18 protein-coding genes are annotated in these 17,058 nt (G+C 68.4%); 6 read left to right on the forward strand and 12 right to left on the reverse strand.

Features of this window, described 5'->3' with window-relative positions; all coding sequences use genetic code 11:
* Positions 1–3 precede the first annotated feature (3 nt).
* The 5 genes from AC4GYY_RS09245 to rpmI form a co-directional block, all read right to left on the reverse strand.
* Positions 4–426, reverse strand: coding sequence for a hypothetical protein (locus tag AC4GYY_RS09245; RefSeq protein WP_491119974.1), 423 nt, complete (start codon positions 424–426; stop codon positions 4–6).
* Entirely contained in the window at positions 426–2,852 is a 2,427-nt protein-coding gene (pheT, locus tag AC4GYY_RS09250; protein WP_491119975.1) for a phenylalanine--tRNA ligase subunit beta, read from the reverse strand. Before pheT ends, AC4GYY_RS09245 begins: the two co-directional genes overlap by 1 nt.
* Entirely contained in the window at positions 2,849–3,943 is a 1,095-nt protein-coding gene (pheS, locus tag AC4GYY_RS09255; RefSeq protein WP_491119976.1) for a phenylalanine--tRNA ligase subunit alpha, read from the reverse strand. The genes pheT and pheS overlap by 4 nt, the downstream gene beginning before the upstream one ends.
* 85 nt (positions 3,944–4,028) lie before the next feature.
* Entirely contained in the window at positions 4,029–4,418 is a 390-nt protein-coding gene (rplT, locus tag AC4GYY_RS09260) for a 50S ribosomal protein L20 (RefSeq protein WP_491119977.1), read from the reverse strand.
* A 14-nt stretch (positions 4,419–4,432) separates the two neighbouring features.
* Positions 4,433–4,636, reverse strand: coding sequence for a 50S ribosomal protein L35 (gene rpmI, locus AC4GYY_RS09265; RefSeq protein ID WP_491119978.1), 204 nt, complete (start codon positions 4,634–4,636; stop codon positions 4,433–4,435).
* Between the two features lie 151 nt (positions 4,637–4,787).
* Between rpmI and AC4GYY_RS09270 the strand changes: the two genes are divergently transcribed.
* Positions 4,788–6,911 (forward strand): AsmA family protein, encoded by a 2,124-nt coding sequence (locus AC4GYY_RS09270; protein WP_491119979.1) that lies wholly within the window; start codon positions 4,788–4,790, stop codon positions 6,909–6,911.
* Positions 6,912–6,945: 34 nt separating this feature from the next.
* Here AC4GYY_RS09270 and AC4GYY_RS09275 read toward each other — a convergent pair whose 3' ends face one another.
* Complete coding sequence (locus tag AC4GYY_RS09275) at positions 6,946–7,743, reverse strand: inositol monophosphatase family protein (protein WP_491119980.1); 798 nt, start codon at positions 7,741–7,743, stop codon at positions 6,946–6,948.
* Between the two features lie 51 nt (positions 7,744–7,794).
* Here AC4GYY_RS09275 and AC4GYY_RS09280 point away from each other — a divergent pair, with 51 nt between their 5' ends.
* From AC4GYY_RS09280 to AC4GYY_RS09290, 3 genes are all read left to right on the forward strand, one after another.
* Entirely contained in the window at positions 7,795–8,334 is a 540-nt protein-coding gene (locus AC4GYY_RS09280) for a peroxiredoxin (protein ID WP_491119981.1), read from the forward strand.
* Positions 8,335–8,431: 97 nt separating this feature from the next.
* Positions 8,432–9,445 carry a GGDEF domain-containing protein gene (locus AC4GYY_RS09285; protein WP_491119982.1) on the forward strand — a complete coding sequence of 338 codons (1,014 nt, stop codon included), beginning with the start codon at positions 8,432–8,434 and terminating at the stop codon, positions 9,443–9,445.
* A 36-nt stretch (positions 9,446–9,481) separates the two neighbouring features.
* On the forward strand, positions 9,482–9,715 hold the full coding sequence (locus AC4GYY_RS09290) for a hypothetical protein (protein WP_491119983.1): 234 nt from the start codon (positions 9,482–9,484) through the stop codon (positions 9,713–9,715).
* Positions 9,716–9,791: 76 nt separating this feature from the next.
* On the opposite strand, the gene AC4GYY_RS09295 is transcribed toward AC4GYY_RS09290, so the two are convergent.
* Positions 9,792–10,445 (reverse strand): YbhB/YbcL family Raf kinase inhibitor-like protein, encoded by a 654-nt coding sequence (locus AC4GYY_RS09295; protein WP_491119984.1) that lies wholly within the window; start codon positions 10,443–10,445, stop codon positions 9,792–9,794.
* A gap of 41 nt (positions 10,446–10,486) precedes the next feature.
* On the opposite strand from AC4GYY_RS09295, the gene AC4GYY_RS09300 reads away from it, so the two are divergent.
* Positions 10,487–10,903, forward strand: coding sequence for a DUF1810 domain-containing protein (locus tag AC4GYY_RS09300; RefSeq protein ID WP_491119985.1), 417 nt, complete (start codon positions 10,487–10,489; stop codon positions 10,901–10,903).
* Between the two features lie 7 nt (positions 10,904–10,910).
* Here AC4GYY_RS09300 and cysN read toward each other — a convergent pair whose 3' ends face one another.
* On the reverse strand, positions 10,911–12,860 hold the full coding sequence (gene cysN, locus AC4GYY_RS09305; protein ID WP_491119986.1) for a sulfate adenylyltransferase subunit CysN: 1,950 nt from the start codon (positions 12,858–12,860) through the stop codon (positions 10,911–10,913).
* A gap of 72 nt (positions 12,861–12,932) precedes the next feature.
* Between cysN and AC4GYY_RS09310 the strand changes: the two genes are divergently transcribed.
* Positions 12,933–13,352 carry a hypothetical protein gene (locus AC4GYY_RS09310; protein ID WP_491119987.1) on the forward strand — a complete coding sequence of 140 codons (420 nt, stop codon included), beginning with the start codon at positions 12,933–12,935 and terminating at the stop codon, positions 13,350–13,352.
* Between the two features lie 68 nt (positions 13,353–13,420).
* Here AC4GYY_RS09310 and cysD read toward each other — a convergent pair whose 3' ends face one another.
* The 4 genes from cysD to AC4GYY_RS09330 all read right to left on the reverse strand — a co-directional run bounded on the left by cysD (position 13,421) and on the right by AC4GYY_RS09330 (position 17,057).
* Positions 13,421–14,332: a sulfate adenylyltransferase subunit CysD gene (cysD, locus tag AC4GYY_RS09315; protein WP_491119988.1), complete on the reverse strand. Its 912-nt coding sequence runs from the start codon at positions 14,330–14,332 to the stop codon at positions 13,421–13,423.
* Between the two features lies 1 nt (position 14,333).
* Complete coding sequence (cysQ, locus tag AC4GYY_RS09320; RefSeq protein ID WP_491119989.1) at positions 14,334–15,158, reverse strand: 3'(2'),5'-bisphosphate nucleotidase CysQ; 825 nt, start codon at positions 15,156–15,158, stop codon at positions 14,334–14,336.
* A 67-nt stretch (positions 15,159–15,225) separates the two neighbouring features.
* A complete protein-coding gene (ribA, locus tag AC4GYY_RS09325) occupies positions 15,226–16,278 on the reverse strand; it encodes a GTP cyclohydrolase II (RefSeq protein ID WP_491119990.1) in 1,053 nt (350 codons plus the stop codon).
* A complete protein-coding gene (locus tag AC4GYY_RS09330; protein ID WP_491119992.1) occupies positions 16,275–17,057 on the reverse strand; it encodes an exodeoxyribonuclease III in 783 nt (260 codons plus the stop codon). The genes ribA and AC4GYY_RS09330 overlap by 4 nt, the downstream gene beginning before the upstream one ends.
* Position 17,058 lies beyond the last annotated feature (1 nt).

A 17,058-nucleotide genomic window follows, 5' to 3' on the forward strand; every position in this document is an offset into this window, starting at 1 on the left:
CCGTCACTCATCCATGCCATCCAGCAGATCTTCGTCGAACGACCGGTCCTCCGCCAGGTGCCAGCGCGCGCCGTCCCACCGATCCTCCTCCTCCAAATACTGGATCAGCGTCCCCGGCGGCGCACCGAGTTCGGCAAGCTCCCGGCGCATCAGCGCGCGCCCTCGGTCGAGATCGGTCGTGTCGGCGTCGATCAGCGAGAAGGCGGTGCGCCACTCGTCATCGTCGTCTAGCGCCGAGATCGCGCTCCCGCCGCCAGCGCTGCCGAGCCGCGCGAACCGCAGCTCGGCGTCGATGTGCATGGTGAACCGGTAATGCCGCTCGTGCGGGTCGAAATCGCCCGGCAGCGCGATCGTCACCATCTCGGTGTCGCGCGGCTCCTCCAGCAGCGCATCGAGCCCGGGAAGGAAGCGATCGATCACCCCCATCACCCGCGCAGGCTCGCCCCCAGCTTCGCCGCCGCCGCGACGACCTTGTCGGCGATCGCCTTGAGTTCGGCGTCGACGAACGCGGTCTCGCCGGGTTGCAGCACGACCTCCAGCGCCATCGAACGCTCGCCGTCCTTCTCGAAAAGGTCGAAGACGCGCGCGGCGACGATCGCCGCCTTGTCCGCGCCCTTGACCGCGCGGGTCAGCGCCTCTGCGGTCAGCTCGGCGGGAACCAGGAAGGCGAAGTCGCGCCGCACGACTTGCAGCGCCGCCGGGGCATAGGGCGCGCGGGCGAAGCCGGTCCCACGCTTGGCGGGGATCGCATCGAGATACAGCTCGACCGCGGCGACCGTGCCCGACAGGTCGAACGCCTTGGCGACCGAGGGGTGGACGATGCCGAACGCCGCCAGCACCGTCTTCGGCCCCAGCCGCAGCGTCCCCGACTGGCCCGGATGCCAGGCGTCGCCCGCTTCTCCCATCACCTGCAGATTCTCGACCGGCGCGCCCGCCGCCGCGAGCAGCGCCAGCGCCTCGGCCTTCGCATCGAAGGCGTCGAACGGCTGCGCCTTGCCGCCGCGCCAGCCGCGCGGGCTCCGCTCGCCCGCCAGCACGATGCCGAGCGTCGCGCGCTCCTTGTCCGCCAGATAGCGCCGCCCGACTTCGAACAGTCGCAGCCCTTGCGCGCCGTGCTTCGCGTTACGCGACGCCGCCGCGAGCAGCCCCGGCAGCAGCGACGGCCGCATCACCTTCAGCTCCTCGCTGATCGGGTTGGCCAGCGTCCACGCCCCGCCGCCGAACGCCGCGACCTGGGCTTCGGGGAGGAAGCTCCACGTCACCGCCTCGTCCAGCCCGCGAGCGGCGGCGGCGCGGCGGACGCGGCGTTCGAGCTTCTGCTCGGGGGTCGCGGTCGGCTTCGCCACCCCGGGCAGGCGCGGCAGCGGGACCGAGGCGACCTTGTCGATCCCCTCGATGCGGATCACCTCCTCGACCAGATCGGCCGGCCCGTCGATATCGAGTCGCCAGCTCGGCACCGTCACCGGCCACGCGCCTTCGATCGTCGCCATCAGCGCGTCGCTATACGCATCGGCATGGTCGATCGCGCCGAGCGTGAAGCCGAGCGACAGCAGAATCCGCGCCTGCCGCTCGGGCGCGACATGCAGCCCGCCGAGCGTGTCGCAGAGGTGCGGATCGTAGCGGACGATGCGCTTGTCGAGCGGCGGCGATCCGGCGCGGGTCACCGGGGAGGGCGTGCCCCCGCAATGCCCGGTCACCAGCCGCGTCGCGATCGCGAGCCCCTCGTCGAGGAACGCCGGATCGACCCCGCGCTCGAACCGCTGGCGCGCGTCGCTCGTCAGCTGGAGCGCCTGGCCCGTCCGCGCGATATGGTCGGGATCGAAATAGGCGCATTCGATCAGCACGTCGGTGGTCGTCTCCGACACCCCCGAATGCTCGCCGCCCATGATCCCGCCGATGTCGTGGACCGCGGCGTCGTCGGCGATCACCGTCATCGCCTCGGTCAGCGCATAGGTCTTGCCGTTGAGCGCGAGTACCTCCTCGCCCGCCTTCGCCTTGCGCGCGACCAGCGGACCGGAAAGCTTGGCGAGATCGTAGACGTGGAGCGGCCGGCCCAGATCGACCGACACGAAGTTGGTGATGTCGACCAAGGTGGAGATCGGCTTCTGCCCGATCACGCGCAGCCGCCGCGTCATCCATTCCGGCGCCGCGCCGTTCGTCACGCCGCGCACCGTTTGCGCGTAGAACGCCGGACAGCCCTCGACGTCATCGGTGCGGACCTCGGGCGCGTCGCCCTCGCCGGCAACTGGATCGAGCGATTCGATGCGGTACACCGCCGTCAGCGGCCTGAGCGTCCCCAGCCCCGCCGCCGCGAGGTCGCGCGCGATCCCGCGCACCCCCATGCAGTCCTGCCGGTTGGGCGTGATGCTGACGTCGATCACCGGATCGGTCAGCCCGGCATAGTCGGGATACGGCGTCCCGACCGGCGCGTCGGCGGGCAGTTCGATGATGCCGTCATGCTCCTCGCCCAGCCCCAGCTCGCGCGACGAGCACATCATGCCGTTCGATTCGACCCCGCGGATCGCCGAGACCTTGAGAACCATCCCGTTCGCCGGAACCGTCGCCCCCGGTAGCCCGAGCACCCCGACCAGCCCGGCGTGCGCGTTGGGCGCGCCGCACACCACCTGCAGCGGCGGGCCGTCGCCGGTGTCGACCGACAGCACCTGCAGCTTGTCCGCCTGCGGATGCCGCTCCGCGGTCAGCACGCGCCCGATGCGGAAGTCGGCCAGCGCCGCGCCCGGATCGTCGACGCCCTCGACCTCCAGGCCGATCCGCGTCAGCGCATCGACGATGTCGCTCAGCGTCGCCTCGGTCGCCAGATGCTCCTTGAGCCACGACAGGGTGAACTTCATGCCCCCACTCCCCCGCTGAGCGTGGGCACGTCGAGCGCCGAGAAGCCGTAATGCTTCAGCCAGCGCAGATCGGCCTCGAACATCGGGCGCAGATCGTCGATCCCGTATTTGAGCATCGCCAGCCGATCGATCCCGCAGCCGAACGCGAAACCTTGCCACACGTCCGGGTCGAGTCCCGCGGCGGCGATCACCTTGCGGTGGACCATCCCGCTGCCCAGCACCTCCATCCAGCCTTCGGACCCGCCGATCACCCTTTTGCCCTTGACCAGCGTGTAACCGACATCGACCTCAGCCGAGGGTTCAGTGAAGGGGAAATAGCTCGGGCGCAGCCGCAGCACGACGTCGTCGCGCTCGAAGAAGGCGGCGAGGAACGTCTCCAGCGTCCATTTGAGATGCCCGAGCGTGATCCCGCGCCCGAGCACCAGCCCCTCGACCTGATGGAACATCGGCGTGTGCGTCGCATCCCAGTCGCTGCGATAGACGCGGCCCGGCGCGATGATGCGGACGCCGTCGTCGACCGTGCCGTTGCGACGCGCCACCTCCACCATCGTCCGGATCTGTACCGGCGAGGTGTGGGTCCTGAGCACCATCGGCGGCTCGTGCTCACCCGCCAGATAGAAGGTGTCCTGCATCGCCCGCGCCGGATGCGTGTCGGGGATGTTGAGCGCGCCGAAATTGTGCCAGTCGTCCTCGATCTCCGGACCCGAAGCGACCGCGAAGCCCAGGTCGGCGAAGATCTCCGCCAGCTCGTCCATCACCTGGCTGACCGGATGGATCGTTCCCGCCGCCGGAAGATCGACCGGGAGCGTCATGTCGACCCGTTCGCCCGCCAGCTTCGCCTCCAGCGCCAGCCCCTCGAGGTGCTGCTTGCGCGACGCGATCGCCCCCGCCACCGCTTCGCGCAGCCCCTGGATCGCGGGCCCCTTCGCCAACCGCTCCTCGGGCGACATCGCGCCCAACGTCTTGAGCAGCTGCGTCACCCGCCCCTGCTTCCCCAACGCCTCGACGCGGCACGCCTCCAGCGCATCGAGCCCGACACAGGCCTCGATCGCGGTGACGAGATGGGTCTTCAGGTCTTCGATCTCGGTCATGTCCATCCTTCGCGGGTGCGCGATAACGAAAAGGGCGCCGGTGGCCTAGCCACCGACGCCCCTCGAACCGTTGCAGGCAAGCCGCTCAGGCGGCCTGGGGCAGCGCCGCCCCTTCGACATTGCTGAGGGCATGCTTCGCCTGCGCGATGATCGCGGTAAACGCCTCGCCCTCGTGCATCGCGATGTCGGCCAGGACCTTCCGGTCGAGTTCGACCCCGGCGAGCTTCAGCCCGTGCATGAACTGCGAATAGGTCAGACCCTCGGCGCGGACGCCGGCGTTGATGCGCTGGATCCACAGGCCGCGGAAGGTCCGCTTCTTCACCTTGCGGTCGCGATAGGCGTACTGGCCGGCTTTCTCGACCGCCTGCCGCGCGACGCGGATGGTGTTCTTGCGACGACCCCGGTAGCCCTTGGCCTGTTCCAGGATGTTCTTGTGCTTGGCGCGCGTGGTGACGCCGCGTTTGACTCGTGCCATCTCTTACGCGCTCCTTACTTCAGGCCGTACGGCGCCCAGGCCTTCACCGTCGAGGTGTCGGCCTTCGACAGCACCTTGGTGCCGCGGTTCTGGCGGATGTACTTGGAATTGTGGCTGATCAGGCGGTGGCGCTTGCCGGCGACGCCGTGCTTCAACAGCCCCGTGGCGGTGAGCTTGAAGCGCTTCTTGACGCCGCTCTTGGTCTTGAGCTTGGGCATTTTGGTCCTTTCGATCTGAGCGGGACTGGAACGGCCGCGGCAGCCCTGGATGGCCGGGCCGTTCGTATCACCCCACTCGTGAGAAGCGGGGCGCTTAGCGAGGTGCCGCAGCAAATGCAACCATCGGCCGCGTCCATGCGATTGGCCCGCCATGGACACGGCCACTCAGCGTATCGAGCGATCCGCGTCGTCCGACGAGCTCCCGCCCGAGGAGGCCCGCCGTGCGCGTCGCCGCCGGATCATCCGCAACACGGCGATTGCGATCCTCGCCATCCCCGTGCTGATCTGGCTGGTCCTCTACATCACCAAGGGCCGCTTCCTCCGCCAACCGTTCGAGCGGTTCGTTGCCGCGCAGACCCACCGCGCGGTCAAGGTCGGCGGCGACTTCCAGCTCTATTTCGCGCCGTTCCGGATCAAGTTCGTCGCCGAACGGATCACGATCGCCAACCCCGCCTGGGCGGGCAAACCGTACCTGTTCCGCGCCGACCGGATCGACACCCGCATCGCACCGCTCTCGCTGCTCTTCGGCAAGCGCCGGCTGTACTGGCTCGATCTCGCGAACGGCGCGGTCGATCTCGAATGGAACCGCGCGCATACCGAGAACACCTGGACCTTTTCCAAGAGGAAGGGCGGCAAGCGGCTCGAATTTCCCCGCATCGACGTGGCGACGATGCGCGGCACCACGGTCCGCTTCGTCGATCCCCGGCTGCAATTGCTCGCCGATCTCACGGTCGCCGACATCCGCTCCACCGATGCACGGATCGGCCGCGCGGTCGGCGTGATCGGGACCGGCCGGATCCGGCAGACGCCGTTCCGCCTCACCGCGCAGCTGCTCTCTCCCGACGCGACCGCCAACCGCGGCCACAACAAGCTGACGATGCGCGCCTGGGCGGGAAGGAACGTCATCGACGTCGCCGGCGACCTGCCCTCGATCGCCGAGGTCGAGGGCGTTCCGCTCCAGACCCGCGCGCGCGGCCGCAACATGGCCGAGCTGCTCGACATCATCGGCGTCGTCATCCCGAACACCCGCACCTATGCGCTCAAGGCGCGGCTGGTGCAGGAAGACGGCGAGTACCGGTTCACCCGCATGGCCGGCACGTTCGGCGACAGCGACCTGGCGGGGCGGCTGACGGTAACGACCGGCGACCGGATCGTCCTCGATTCGGAACTGGCCACGCGCAAGCTCGACATCGTCGATGCCGCGCCGTTCATCGGCTACAATCCGGACATCGTCGCCGCCAAGGGTGCGCTCGCCGCCGCCGCGGCGACAGGCGCCGGGCCGAGCCGGGTACTGCCCGACGCGGCGCTGCCGGTCGCGACGATGCAGCGGTTCGACGCCAAGCTGAAATGGACGATCGCGACGGTCCGGTCCCGGAACGTCCCGATCTCGAACGTGAACCTGACGCTCGATCTCGATCACGGCCGCCTTGCGCTCTCCCCGCTGACGTTCGCGATGGCGCGCGGCAACGTCGCGTCGGACGTGGTGTTCGACACCCGCCAGCGCCCGGCCGCCGACCGGTACGACATCCGCCTGTCGCCGACTCCGCTGGGCAAGCTGCTCGCCGGCTATGGAGTCGCCGAAGCGGGGACGACGGGTTTGGTCAAGGGACGCATCCAGCTTGCCGGCCGCGGCGACACGATCCACGATTCGCTCGCCGGCGCCAGCGGCCGGATCGCGTTCGTCCTGCCGACCGGCGCCTTCTGGACCCGCAACGTCCAATTGTCGGAACTGGACATCGGCACCTTCGTCCAGAAGATGTTCGAACGTCAGCTGAAGGAGCCGGTGGCGATCAACTGCGGGCTGGTCGCTTTCACCGTCCGAAACGGCATCGCCGCCGCTGATCCGATCCTGATCGACACGAAAAAGAACGTGATCCTCGGCCGGGGCGGGTTCAGCTTCCGGGACGAGGCGCTCGATCTCGCCTTCCGCGCCGACGCCAAGCGCTTCAGCCTCTTCTCGGGTCAGTCCCCCGTCGGCCTGAAGGGCTCGTTCGCCAAGCCGGGGATCCAGGTGATCAGCCAGGCGCTGATCGGCCGCGCCGGCGCCGCCCTCGGCCTCGCGCTCGTGGCCACGCCGCCCGCGGCGCTGCTCGCCTTCGTCGATGTGGGCGACGCCAAGTCGGCGGCGTGCGGCCCGGTGCTCGCCGGCGCCTCTGCAAGCGCGCAGCGCACCACCAAGGGCCAGCCGCGCGACGATGTCGGCCATGGCACCACGGCGACCGGCGAGGACGGCAAAGCCGGGGGCAAGAAGAAGAAGTTCCTGGGGATCTTCTGACCGGGGCGGCGACGAGCGACGCCCAGCTGGTCGCTCACGCCGTCGCGCGCAACGCCTCCAGCACCTCGTCCGTGCGTGCCGGGTCGCCGATCGCCAGCACATGGCCCGCGCTATCCGCGGTCAACGGGTCGCCGTTCCAATCGCACATCCGCCCGCCCGCGCCCTCGACGATCGGCACCAGCGCGGCGAAGTCGTAGAACTGGAGCCCGCTCTCGCACACGACATCCAGGTACCCGCTCGCGAGCAGCCCGTAATTGTAGCAGTCGCCGCCATAGACCGGCCCCTGCCGCGGGAAGCCGCCGCTGGTCGCCGCCACCAGCGCCATGAAGTGCGGCACGTCGCCGTCGTCGAACAGGTGCGGGCTCGTCGTCGCGACGATCGCCCCCTCCAGCTCGGCGCAGGCGCGGGTCCGCGCGGGATCGCCGTTGAAGGTCGTCGGCAGTCCGGCCGCGCCCACCCAGCGCTCGCGCTGGACCGGCTGGTCGATCACCCCCAGCACCGGCCAGCCGTCCTCGACCAGCGCGATCAGCGTGCCGAAGATGGCGCGACCGGCGGTGAAGCTGCGCGTCCCGTCGATCGGATCGAGCACCCAGCGCCGGCCCGAGATTCCGCGTTTCTCGCCATATTCCTCGCCCAGGATGCCGTCGCCCGATCGCTCGGCCTCGATCAGCCGGCGCATCGTCGCCTCGGCCGCCCGGTCGGCGAGCGTGACCGGCGACTTGTCGGCCTTGAGCTCGACGCCGGCGTCACGGCGGAAGTAGGGCAGGATCGCCGCCCCGGCGGCATCTGCGAGGCGGTGGGCGAAGTCGATGTCGGATTGACGGGCGGGCATCCGCCTGTCCTAACTCGATTCTTATTTCGATTGCCACGCCGGAGATTGACCATGCGCCTCGCCGCCGCCTTCCCGTTCGCGCTCGCCGCCGTACTCGCCGCCGCCCCTGCGCTCGCCGCGCTGTCGCCCGGCGAGGTCGCGCCCGACTTCACGGTTCAGGGTGCGGTCGCGGGCAAGCCCGTCACGGTCCGTCTCAAGGCGCTCCTCCACCGCGGCCCCGTCGTCCTCTACTTCTTCCCGGCCGCCTTCACCGGCGGCTGCAACGCCGAGGCGCATGCGTTCGCCGAACAGATCGGCGAGTTCAGGAAGGCCGGCGCGACCGTGCTCGGGATGTCGGCGGACAACGTGGACGACCTCAAGCGCTTCTCCGCGAGCGAGTGCGCGGGCAAGTTCGCGGTGGCGAGCGCCCCGCCCGAGTTGATCGCGCGCTACAAGGCGACGCTGTCGCAGCCGGTGAAAGGCCGCACCGTCTCCAGCCGGATCAGCTACGTGATCGGGCGCAACGGCCGCGTCGCCTTCGTCCACGACGATCCGGCGCCGGCCGGGCACGTCACCCTCACCCTAGCGGCGGTGCGTCGGACGAAGGCGTGATCGGGCGAAGCGGCCCCACCCTAGTGACGGCTTTTTAGTCAATCGGCGTTATCTGCCCCCGTAACGATCGGGTGGGGTGACGCGACGAATGCAAGCCATGGCCGCAGTCCCTGAGATAGCGGAGATGCCGGAGTCGCGCGACGTGTTCGCGGTCGTCGGCGCCTTCCTCGCCCGTCACGCGCTCGGCGCGCATCCCGCCAATTACGCCTTCGCCTTCTCGGTAGTGAACGATCCGGGCGGTGCGCTCGCGCTCGAGGTCGCGCGGATCGAAGAAGGCGGCTTCCGCCTGACCGCCGACGATCTTGAGCGGCTCGGCGGCGAGCCCGCGCGCGGCGCGCCGGTGGCGGCACCGACGATGCCAGAGCCGGCGGGAGACCGCGCCGAGGCCCTGGTCGAGCGCACCCGCAGCCAGGTCGAAGGCTTCACCCGCACCGTCCGCGACATCCGCGACGAGACCCGCGGCTTCGGGGAGGACCTGGCCGCCACGATCGAACTCCGCTCGCGCCTGCGCGCGATCGACGAGGTGACCGCGCTCACCGCCGCGATGATCGACCGGATCCGCGAAGCGGAGGTCCGGCTGGAGACGGCGACCTGCGAGGCCGAAGCGTTGCGCGGGGAGCTGGAGCAGGCGCGCGGCGACGCGCGACGCGATCCGTTGACCGGCCTTGCCAATCGCCGCGCGTTCGAGGAGGCGTTCGCGGGTCGGATGCCGGAGGAGCCCGCCGCCATCGCGATCTGCGACGTCGACCGGTTCAAGGCCATCAACGACATGTTCGGCCATGCCATCGGCGACCGTGTGCTGCGCGCCCTGGGACTCACGATCGCCGAGGAGTGCGAGGGGTGCGTCACCGCCCGCTACGGCGGCGAGGAGTTCGTCGTGCTCCTTTCCGCCGACGATCCGGTCGGGGTGATCGAGGCCGCGCGACGCCGTGTCGCAGGCAAGCGCTTCCGGCTGCGCGACACCGACGCTCTGCTCGGCACGATCACCTTTTCCGCCGGTCTGGCGAAGGTCTCGCCGGGCGAGCGGCTGGATGCCGCGCTCGCCCGCGCCGACGCATCGCTCTATCTGGCGAAGGCCAACGGACGGAACCGTGTGCAGCTCGCCGATTGATGGCGTCCGCCACCATGCTCATCGGCGGTTAACGCTATGGCGATTTCCGCGCTTTCGCTAAGTCATTGGAAATTCATGCAATCGTTGTTTGGCATGGCAGGTGCAATGCCTTTCGCATCCCGCCCGAATGGTTCGGACGGCAAGCGAAAGGAAGTTCAAATGTCGGTCTCGTTCAACAAGTTCAGCGCTCAGGTCGTCAGCCTGGTCGGCGCGATGGTCTTCGGCGCCGTGATGCTCAGCGCTGCGGTTCCTGTCCTGCCGGTCGCGTGATGACCCTGTTCTGGAGACAGCGCATGCGTCCCTTGTCCCTGGCGTTCGCCGCCTTCGCCACGACCGCCTTCGTCCTCTACGTCAATGCCGCGGCCAGCCTGGTCTGAGCCGCGGCCCTCACTCCTGCCACGGCGGTCCCCGCCCCGGCGGCCTCGCCGCGCGAATAGGTGCCGGTGAGCACGCCCGCCGCCAGCACATGCCCCGCCATCGCGGAGATCAATGCGCCGCGCCCGGGCGTCCGCCCCGGATCGCTGCACCCCGCACCCAGCGCGAACAGCTGGAAGACATAGCGGTGCTCGCCATGCCCGGTCGGCGGATCGGGCGGCAGCCAGCCTTCCGCGAAGAACGAATTCCGCCCGACATCGCCCCCGGTCTCGGACCCCACGCCGTCGGCGCGCAGCGCGCCTTCGGCGAGCCGCGCCGCATCGGCCGGGAGCCCCCAGACCAAGCCGTGGACCAACGGCTGCGGCGTCGGCGCGTCGGCGTCCTCGACGATCAGCGCCAGCATCATCGCCCCCTCGGGCGCTTGGCCCCAGGTCAGCGGCGGCGACACCCCGTCGCCATCGGCGGTGAACCTTTCGGGCAGCCGCGCCCGGTCCGCGAACGCCGGGCTGGTCAGGTCGAGCGCGGCGAAGCTGCCCAGTCCGGGCTGGGCGACCGCAAGCTTGTCGGATCCCGCGCGTATCCCGCGGAGCGCATGACCGAGCCAACTGGGAACATGTTCGAGCATGTCGCGGGAACGCGCGGCCCATCCGCACGGTTGCGTCAGCCATGGACCCGCTCGATCGCTTCGTCACCGCCCAGGACCAAAGTTACGACTACGCGCTCGCCGAAGTGCGGCGCGGGCGCAAGACGACCCACTGGATGTGGTACATCTTTCCTCAGATCGCCGGCCTCGGCCGATCCCACACGGCACGGCATTACGCGATTCGCGATGCGGCGGAGGCGCGCGCCTATCTCGCCCACCCGCTTCTCGGCACGCGCTTGATCGAAGTCACCGACGCCGCGACCTCGGCACCGGGCTCTGCCGAAGACATCTTCGGCGGGATCGACGCGATCAAGCTCCGCTCATCACTGACCCTGTTCGCCGCGATCGCCGACGATCCCGCGCCGTTCGAACGCGGGCTCGCGCGCTTCTTCGGTGGCGAACGCGATCCCCACACAATCCGGCTGCTCGGCGCCGGCTGACGGCGGGTCAGGCCTCGCCCAGCAGCCGGGCGATCACCTGCTCCGCCGCGTCCTCGGGGCTGAGCGCGGTGGTGTCGATCACCATCTCCGGATTGTTCGGTGCCTCGTACGGCGAGTCGATGCCGGTGAAGTTCTTGAGCTCACCCGCGCGTGCCTTGGCGTAGAGGCCCTTGACGTCCCGCTGCTCCGCGACCCGCAGCGGTGTGTCGACGTGGATCTCGAAGAACTCGCCCGGCGCCATCATCTGCCGCACCATCTCGCGCTCGCTCCTGAACGGCGAGATGAATGCGGTGATCACGATCAGCCCGGCGTCGGTCATCAGCCTGGCGACCTCGCCCACCCGGCGGATGTTCTCGACCCGATCGGCGTCGGTGAAGCCCAAGTCCTTGTTCAGCCCGTGACGGACGTTGTCGCCGTCGAGCAGGAAGGTGTGGCGGTTCATCCGCGCCAATTTGCGCTCGACGATGTTGGCGATCGTCGACTTGCCCGCTCCCGACAGGCCGGTGAACCACAGCACCGCCGCCTTCTGGTTCTTGAGGTCGGCGTGCTTCTCGCGGCCGATGTCGGTCGCCTGCCAATGGACGTTCTGCGCCCGGCGGAGCGAGAAGTGGATCATCCCCGCCGCGACCGTGGCGTTGGTCAGTTTGTCGATCAGGATGAAGCCGCCGAGGTCGCGATCCTTCTCGTACGATTCGAACACCACGTTGCGGTCGGTGGTGATGTTCGCGACGCCGATCGCGTTCAGCTCCAGCGTCTTCGCCGCCAGATGCTCCATCGTGTTGACGTTGACCTGATACTTCGGCTGCTGGACGGTCGCCGACACCATCTGGGTGCCGAGCTTCATCCAGTAGGCGCGGCCCGGCAGCATCTCCTCGTCCGCCATCCAGACGATCGTCGCCTCGAACTGGTCGGCGGCCTCAGGCGGATCGCCCGCGGCCGCGATCACGTCGCCCCGCGAGCAATCGACCTCGTCGGCGAGCGTCAGCGTCACCGACTGACCCGCGACCGCCTCGTCAAGCTCGCCGCCGTGCGTCACCACCTTGGCGACGTTGGTAGTCTTGCCCGAGGGCAGGATCCGCACCTTGTCCCCCGGCTTGACGCTGCCCGCCGAGACGAAGCCGGAAAATCCGCGAAAGTCCAGATTTGGGCGGTTGACCCACTGCACAGGCATCCGGAACGGCTTCGCCTGATCGGAGACCTGATCGACCTCGACCGTCTCCAGATGCCCGATCAGCGTCGGCCCCGCGTACCATGGCGTGTTCTCGGATAGCGCGATGATGTTGTCGCCCTTGAACCCCGAAATCGGCATCGGCGTGAAGGCGGCAATCCCGATCGACTCCGCGAACACCCGGTAATCGGCCACGATCGTGTCGTAGGTCGCCTGGTCGTAGCCGACGAGGTCCATCTTGTTGACCGCCAGCACGATGTTCCGGATGCCGATCAGCTGCGCCAGATAGCTGTGCCGCCGCGTCTGGGTCAGGATTCCCTTGCGCGCGTCGATCAGGATCACCGCCAGGTCGGCGGTCGAGGCGCCCGTCACCATGTTGCGGGTGTATTGCTCGTGCCCGGGCGTATCGGCGACGATGAACTTGCGCTTTTCGGTCGCGAAGAAGCGATAGGCGACGTCGATCGTGATCCCCTGCTCGCGCTCGGCGGCGAGACCGTCGACCAGCAGCGCGAAGTCGATCTCCTGGCCCTGGGTTCCCATGCGCCGCGAATCGGATTCGAGTGTCGCCAACTGGTCCTCGAAGATCATCTTCGAATCGTAGAGCAATCGCCCGATCAGCGTCGATTTGCCGTCGTCGACCGAGCCGCAGGTGATGAAGCGCAGAAGCGTCTTATGCTGATGCTGTTCGAGGTAGGCGTCGATGTCCTCGGCGATCAGCGCATCGGTCTTGTAGACGGCGTCCGCCTCGTGCTCGGCGGCCATTTCCGGGCCGCTCTCGACTTCGCTCATTTACACGGCCCCGCTCGGAGATATCGCGTTCGCGGTTAGGCGAAACTGCCCCTCCGGCGCAAGCGCAGCGGCATGGACGTCCATTTTCTGCTATCCGAGCGACCGTTCGCGCGGCATGGCGCGAATCGGGAGATGTCGGGTCGCGCTGAACGGCGCCGGCCCGTGCACAGAAGGAGACGACCATTGACCGATACCGAAGCGACCGCATCCGAAGGCAAGCCTGCGAAGACCCCCGAACAAGAGGCGCAGCGCCAGGCAACCCGCGTTCTCGCCAAGGCGCTCTCGCGGCTGGAAGACGGCACGCCCGAGGAGAAGAGGGCGCGCATGAGCGAGAATAAGACCAAGTTCACGGGTGACGCACGCAAGCTGATCAAGGCGTTGGCGAAGGACGGGATTTCGTTCTCCGTCAACGAGGCTGCATCCGCCAAGGCGAAGCGCATCGCGAAGCGAGGCGCCAAGGCCGGCGCTGGTGAGTCGTCGTCAGAGGACTAATAGGGCAGCGGCGGCGGGGTGACCCGCCGCCGTGCTCGGCTTGACCGGGTCGCGAGGAATGCGGCCGTTTAAAAGTAGCCTTCCTGCTTCTTTTTCTCCATCGACGCTGCCTGGTCGTGATCGATCACGCGACCCTGCCGCTCCGACGTCGTGGTGAGCAGCATCTCCTGAATCACTTCGCTGAGCGTCGCCGCCTCGCTCTCGACGGCCCCGCTCAGGGGAAAGCAGCCGAGGGTCCGGAATCGAACGGACCGCTCCACCGTCACCGGGCGGTGGCCAAGCACCGACTCGATCCGGTCGAGATCATCGGCCATGAACAACTGGCCGTCCCATACATAGGTGGGCCGCTTCGCTGCGAAGTAGAGCGGCACGATCTCGATGTTCTCGATCTGGATATACTGCCAGATGTCGAGTTCGGTCCAGTTGGAGATCGGAAAGACGCGGATCGACTCGCCCTTGGCCTTCCTCGCATTGTAGAGGTGCCACAGCTCGGGTCGCTGGTTCTTGGGATCCCAACGATGGTTGGCCGAGCGGAACGAGAAGACGCGCTCCTTCGCGCGGCTCTTCTCCTCGTCGCGCCGGGCGCCGCCGAACGCCGCGTCGAACCCGTATTTGTCGAGCGCCTGCTTCAGACCCTCGGTCTTCCACATGTCGGTGTGCAAAGGACCGTGATCGAAGGGATTGATCCCACGCTCCTTGGCCTCCGGATTCTGATAGACCAGAAGCTCCATCCCCGCCTCGCGCGCCGCCTTCTCGCGCAGCGCGTACATGTCCTTGAACTTCCATGTCGTGTCGACGTGGAGCAGCGGAAACGGCGGTGGCGAGGGATAGAAGGCCTTCTTCGCCAGGTGCAGCATCACCGCCGAATCCTTGCCCACCGAATAGAGCATCACCGGCTTTTCGGATTCAGACACGACCTCGCGCATGATCTGGATCGACTCGGCTTCGAGCCGTTCGAGATGGGTCAGGGTCCGCGCCATGTCAGCGTGCTCCGGGCTGGGTCTGGTGGTTGGGGTAGAAGGGGCGCAGCGCCGGGCTCGGCTGCCCGCCGGTGACCACAAAGCCGGGATTGAAGTAATGCGGCTTGCCGTAGACGAGAGGATTGCCGTCAAGGTCGTAGGTCATGCCGCCTGCCGCGCGCAGCACCGCGTCGCCTGCGGCGGTATCCCATTCCATCGTCGGACCGGCCCGCGGATAAAGGTCGGCATCGCCGTTCGCGACGAGCAGGAACTTCAGGCTCGATCCGATCGAGACCCGCTCCCCCGCGCCGCAATGCTGGAGGTACGTCTCGGTCTCGGGGGTGGCATGGCTCTTCGACGCAACCGCCCGGGGGTTTTCACCGCAGCCGACGCAGCCGATCTTCTCATATTCGCCCTTCTCGCCGTCGACCGGCCAGGATGCGCGAAAGGCGCCGATTGCCTCGCCCCACCAGATCGTCCCCTCGGCGGGCGCATAGACGATCCCCAGGATCGGATCGCCGTTCTCAATCAGCGCGATGTTGACCGTGAAATCCTCGCCGCCCGACAGGAACTCCTTGGTGCCGTCGAGCGGATCGACCAGAAAAAAGCGCTCGGCGACCACCGGCTGACGCCCCGCGGAGGATTCCTCCTCCGCGACCACCGGCACGCCTGGGGCGACCCGTGCAAGCACTTCGAGGATCACCGCCTCGGCTTCGCGATCGGCGGCGGTGACGACCGACTTGTCGGCCTTCATCTCGGCGCTCACGCCAGCCGCACGATGGCGCATCACCACCTTACCCGCCTCGTGCGCCGCGTCGAGCAGCGCCGTCACCATGTCCTCGGCCAACCTCGGTCCCCGTCTCGCGTTTGGCCCCGCGTTAGATGGTGCGGCGCATGATGTCGAGATTGAGGCGCTACAACTGGTGGCCGGTGCGGTCCCGCTTGGTGGCCAGATAGCGCTCGTTATACGGATTGGACGGCAGGTGGTGCGGTACGCGCTCGATCACGCTCACCCCTGCCCCTTCCAGCCCGGCGACCTTCGCCGGATTGTTGGTGAGCAGCCGCACTTCGCCTTGGCCGAGCAGTTCCAGCATCCTCGCGGCGACCCGGAAATCTCGCGCGTCGACCGCAAAGCCCAGCCGCGTGTTCGCGTCGACCGTATCGAACCCCTGATCCTGAAGAGCGTAGGCCCGCAGCTTGTTGACCAGACCGATCCCGCGGCCTTCCTGCCGGAGGTACAGCAGGATTCCCCACCCCGCCTCCTCGATCCGGTGGATCGCGGCATGGAGCTGCGGCCCGCAATCGCATTTGAGGCTGCCGAGCACGTCGCCGGTCAGGCACTCGCTGTGCAGCCGCACCAGCGGCGGCCGCCCGTCGGGCGCGCCGATCAGCAGCGCGACATGCTCGTCCGCCGCCTCGGGGGAGCGAAAGGCGATGATCTCGGCGTCCTCCGCGCCCGCCACCGGCAGCCGCGCGCGCACCGCCAGCGACAGCCGCGCGGCGTCTTCGTGCGCGTCGATGTCGGCGGGCGTGATTGTCACCTCGGGATCGCAGCCGCCAGTAAAGAAGGCGGGTAGCAGCCCCGCGATCCGCGCCAGCCGCAGCGCTGCCGCGGTCGCGACGGGCTGTGCGTTCGCCAGCGTGCGGAACGGCCCCTTCATCGGCGTCGCCAGATCACGTTGCGGATCGGCGAGCGCGGTCGCCAGCGCCATATCGAACCACGGCGCCCGCTCGACCAGCACCGGCCGGTCCGGGACCGCCGCCTCAATCTGGTTGATCAGCTTGAGCGTCTCGGCGCGCCCGGCGGAGATCAGCACGTGCCATGCCGGGCCGAAGTCGCGCAGTCGCGCCTCATCGGCGGTTTCAATCGCGAGCAGGACGAGCGGCTCCTCGCCGTCCGCCCGAACCGCAATCGGCCACCCGCGACGCAGCGCGTCCACCGCGCGGGCGGCATCGCGCGCACTCACAGGGCGAACTCGGTCATGATCGGCACGTGATCGGAAGGTTTGAGCCAGTTGCGGCAATCCTCGAACACCCTGTGTGCGGTCGCCGCATTCACGACCTCGCCGCGCGCCCACATATGGTCGAGCCGCCGACCGCGATCGTTGACCGTCCAGTCGGGCGAGCGATAGCTCCACCAGGTATGGAGCCGCGCCGGGGCGGGATGAAAGCGCCGACCCAGGTCGATCCAGCCGCCGGACGCCTGCAGCGCGTCCAGTGCTGCGACCTCGACCGGCGTGTGGCTGACCACGCCGAGCAGCGCCTTGTGGCTCCATACGTCGCTCGGCAGCGGCGCGATGTTGAAGTCGCCGGTCAGGATCGTCGGCCCATCGAGCCGTTCCGACCAGCGCGTCATCCGCTCGACGAAGTCGAGCTTCTGCCCGAACTTGGGATTGACGTTGCGATCTGGCACGTCGCCGCCCGCCGGCACATAGACGTTCTCCAGCCGAACCCCGTTCGGCAGCCGCACGCCCACATGCCGCGCCTCCCGGTTCGCCTGCCAATCCAGCCGGTCGTCCTCGACGACGGGCACGCGGCTGACGATGGCGACGCCGTGATGCATGCGCTGGCCATGCAAGATGACGTGCGGATAGCCGAGCCGCCGGAACGCATCCGCCGGGAAGTCCGCGTCGATCACCTTGGTTTCCTGCAGGCACAGGACGTCGGGCGCGACCTCGCGGAGGAAACGCTCGACGATGTCGATCCGGAAGCGGACCGAGTTGATGTTCCAGGAGACGATCTTCACA

Source organism: Sphingomonas sp. SP6, from assembly GCF_058313435.1.

Coding starts and splice junctions, on each gene's coding strand:
- rpmI (WP_491119978.1), bottom strand. CDS start 4,636: ATGCCCAAGCTCAAGACCAAGAGCGGCGTCAAGAAGCGCTTCAAGCTC.
- AC4GYY_RS09275 (WP_491119980.1), bottom strand. CDS start 7,743: ATGCCCGCCCGTCAATCCGACATCGACTTCGCCCACCGCCTCGCAGAT.
- AC4GYY_RS09310 (WP_491119987.1), top strand. CDS start 12,933: ATGGACGTCCATTTTCTGCTATCCGAGCGACCGTTCGCGCGGCATGGC.
- rplT (WP_491119977.1), bottom strand. CDS start 4,418: ATGGCACGAGTCAAACGCGGCGTCACCACGCGCGCCAAGCACAAGAAC.
- AC4GYY_RS09280 (WP_491119981.1), top strand. CDS start 7,795: ATGCGCCTCGCCGCCGCCTTCCCGTTCGCGCTCGCCGCCGTACTCGCC.
- pheT (WP_491119975.1), bottom strand. CDS start 2,852: ATGAAGTTCACCCTGTCGTGGCTCAAGGAGCATCTGGCGACCGAGGCG.
- pheS (WP_491119976.1), bottom strand. CDS start 3,943: ATGACCGAGATCGAAGACCTGAAGACCCATCTCGTCACCGCGATCGAG.
- AC4GYY_RS09285 (WP_491119982.1), top strand. CDS start 8,432: ATGGCCGCAGTCCCTGAGATAGCGGAGATGCCGGAGTCGCGCGACGTG.
- cysD (WP_491119988.1), bottom strand. CDS start 14,332: ATGGCGCGGACCCTGACCCATCTCGAACGGCTCGAAGCCGAGTCGATC.
- AC4GYY_RS09270 (WP_491119979.1), top strand. CDS start 4,788: ATGGACACGGCCACTCAGCGTATCGAGCGATCCGCGTCGTCCGACGAG.
- AC4GYY_RS09245 (WP_491119974.1), bottom strand. CDS start 426: ATGGGGGTGATCGATCGCTTCCTTCCCGGGCTCGATGCGCTGCTGGAG.
- AC4GYY_RS09300 (WP_491119985.1), top strand. CDS start 10,487: ATGGACCCGCTCGATCGCTTCGTCACCGCCCAGGACCAAAGTTACGAC.
- AC4GYY_RS09295 (WP_491119984.1), bottom strand. CDS start 10,445: ATGCTCGAACATGTTCCCAGTTGGCTCGGTCATGCGCTCCGCGGGATA.
- AC4GYY_RS09290 (WP_491119983.1), top strand. CDS start 9,482: ATGGCGATTTCCGCGCTTTCGCTAAGTCATTGGAAATTCATGCAATCG.
- cysN (WP_491119986.1), bottom strand. CDS start 12,860: ATGAGCGAAGTCGAGAGCGGCCCGGAAATGGCCGCCGAGCACGAGGCG.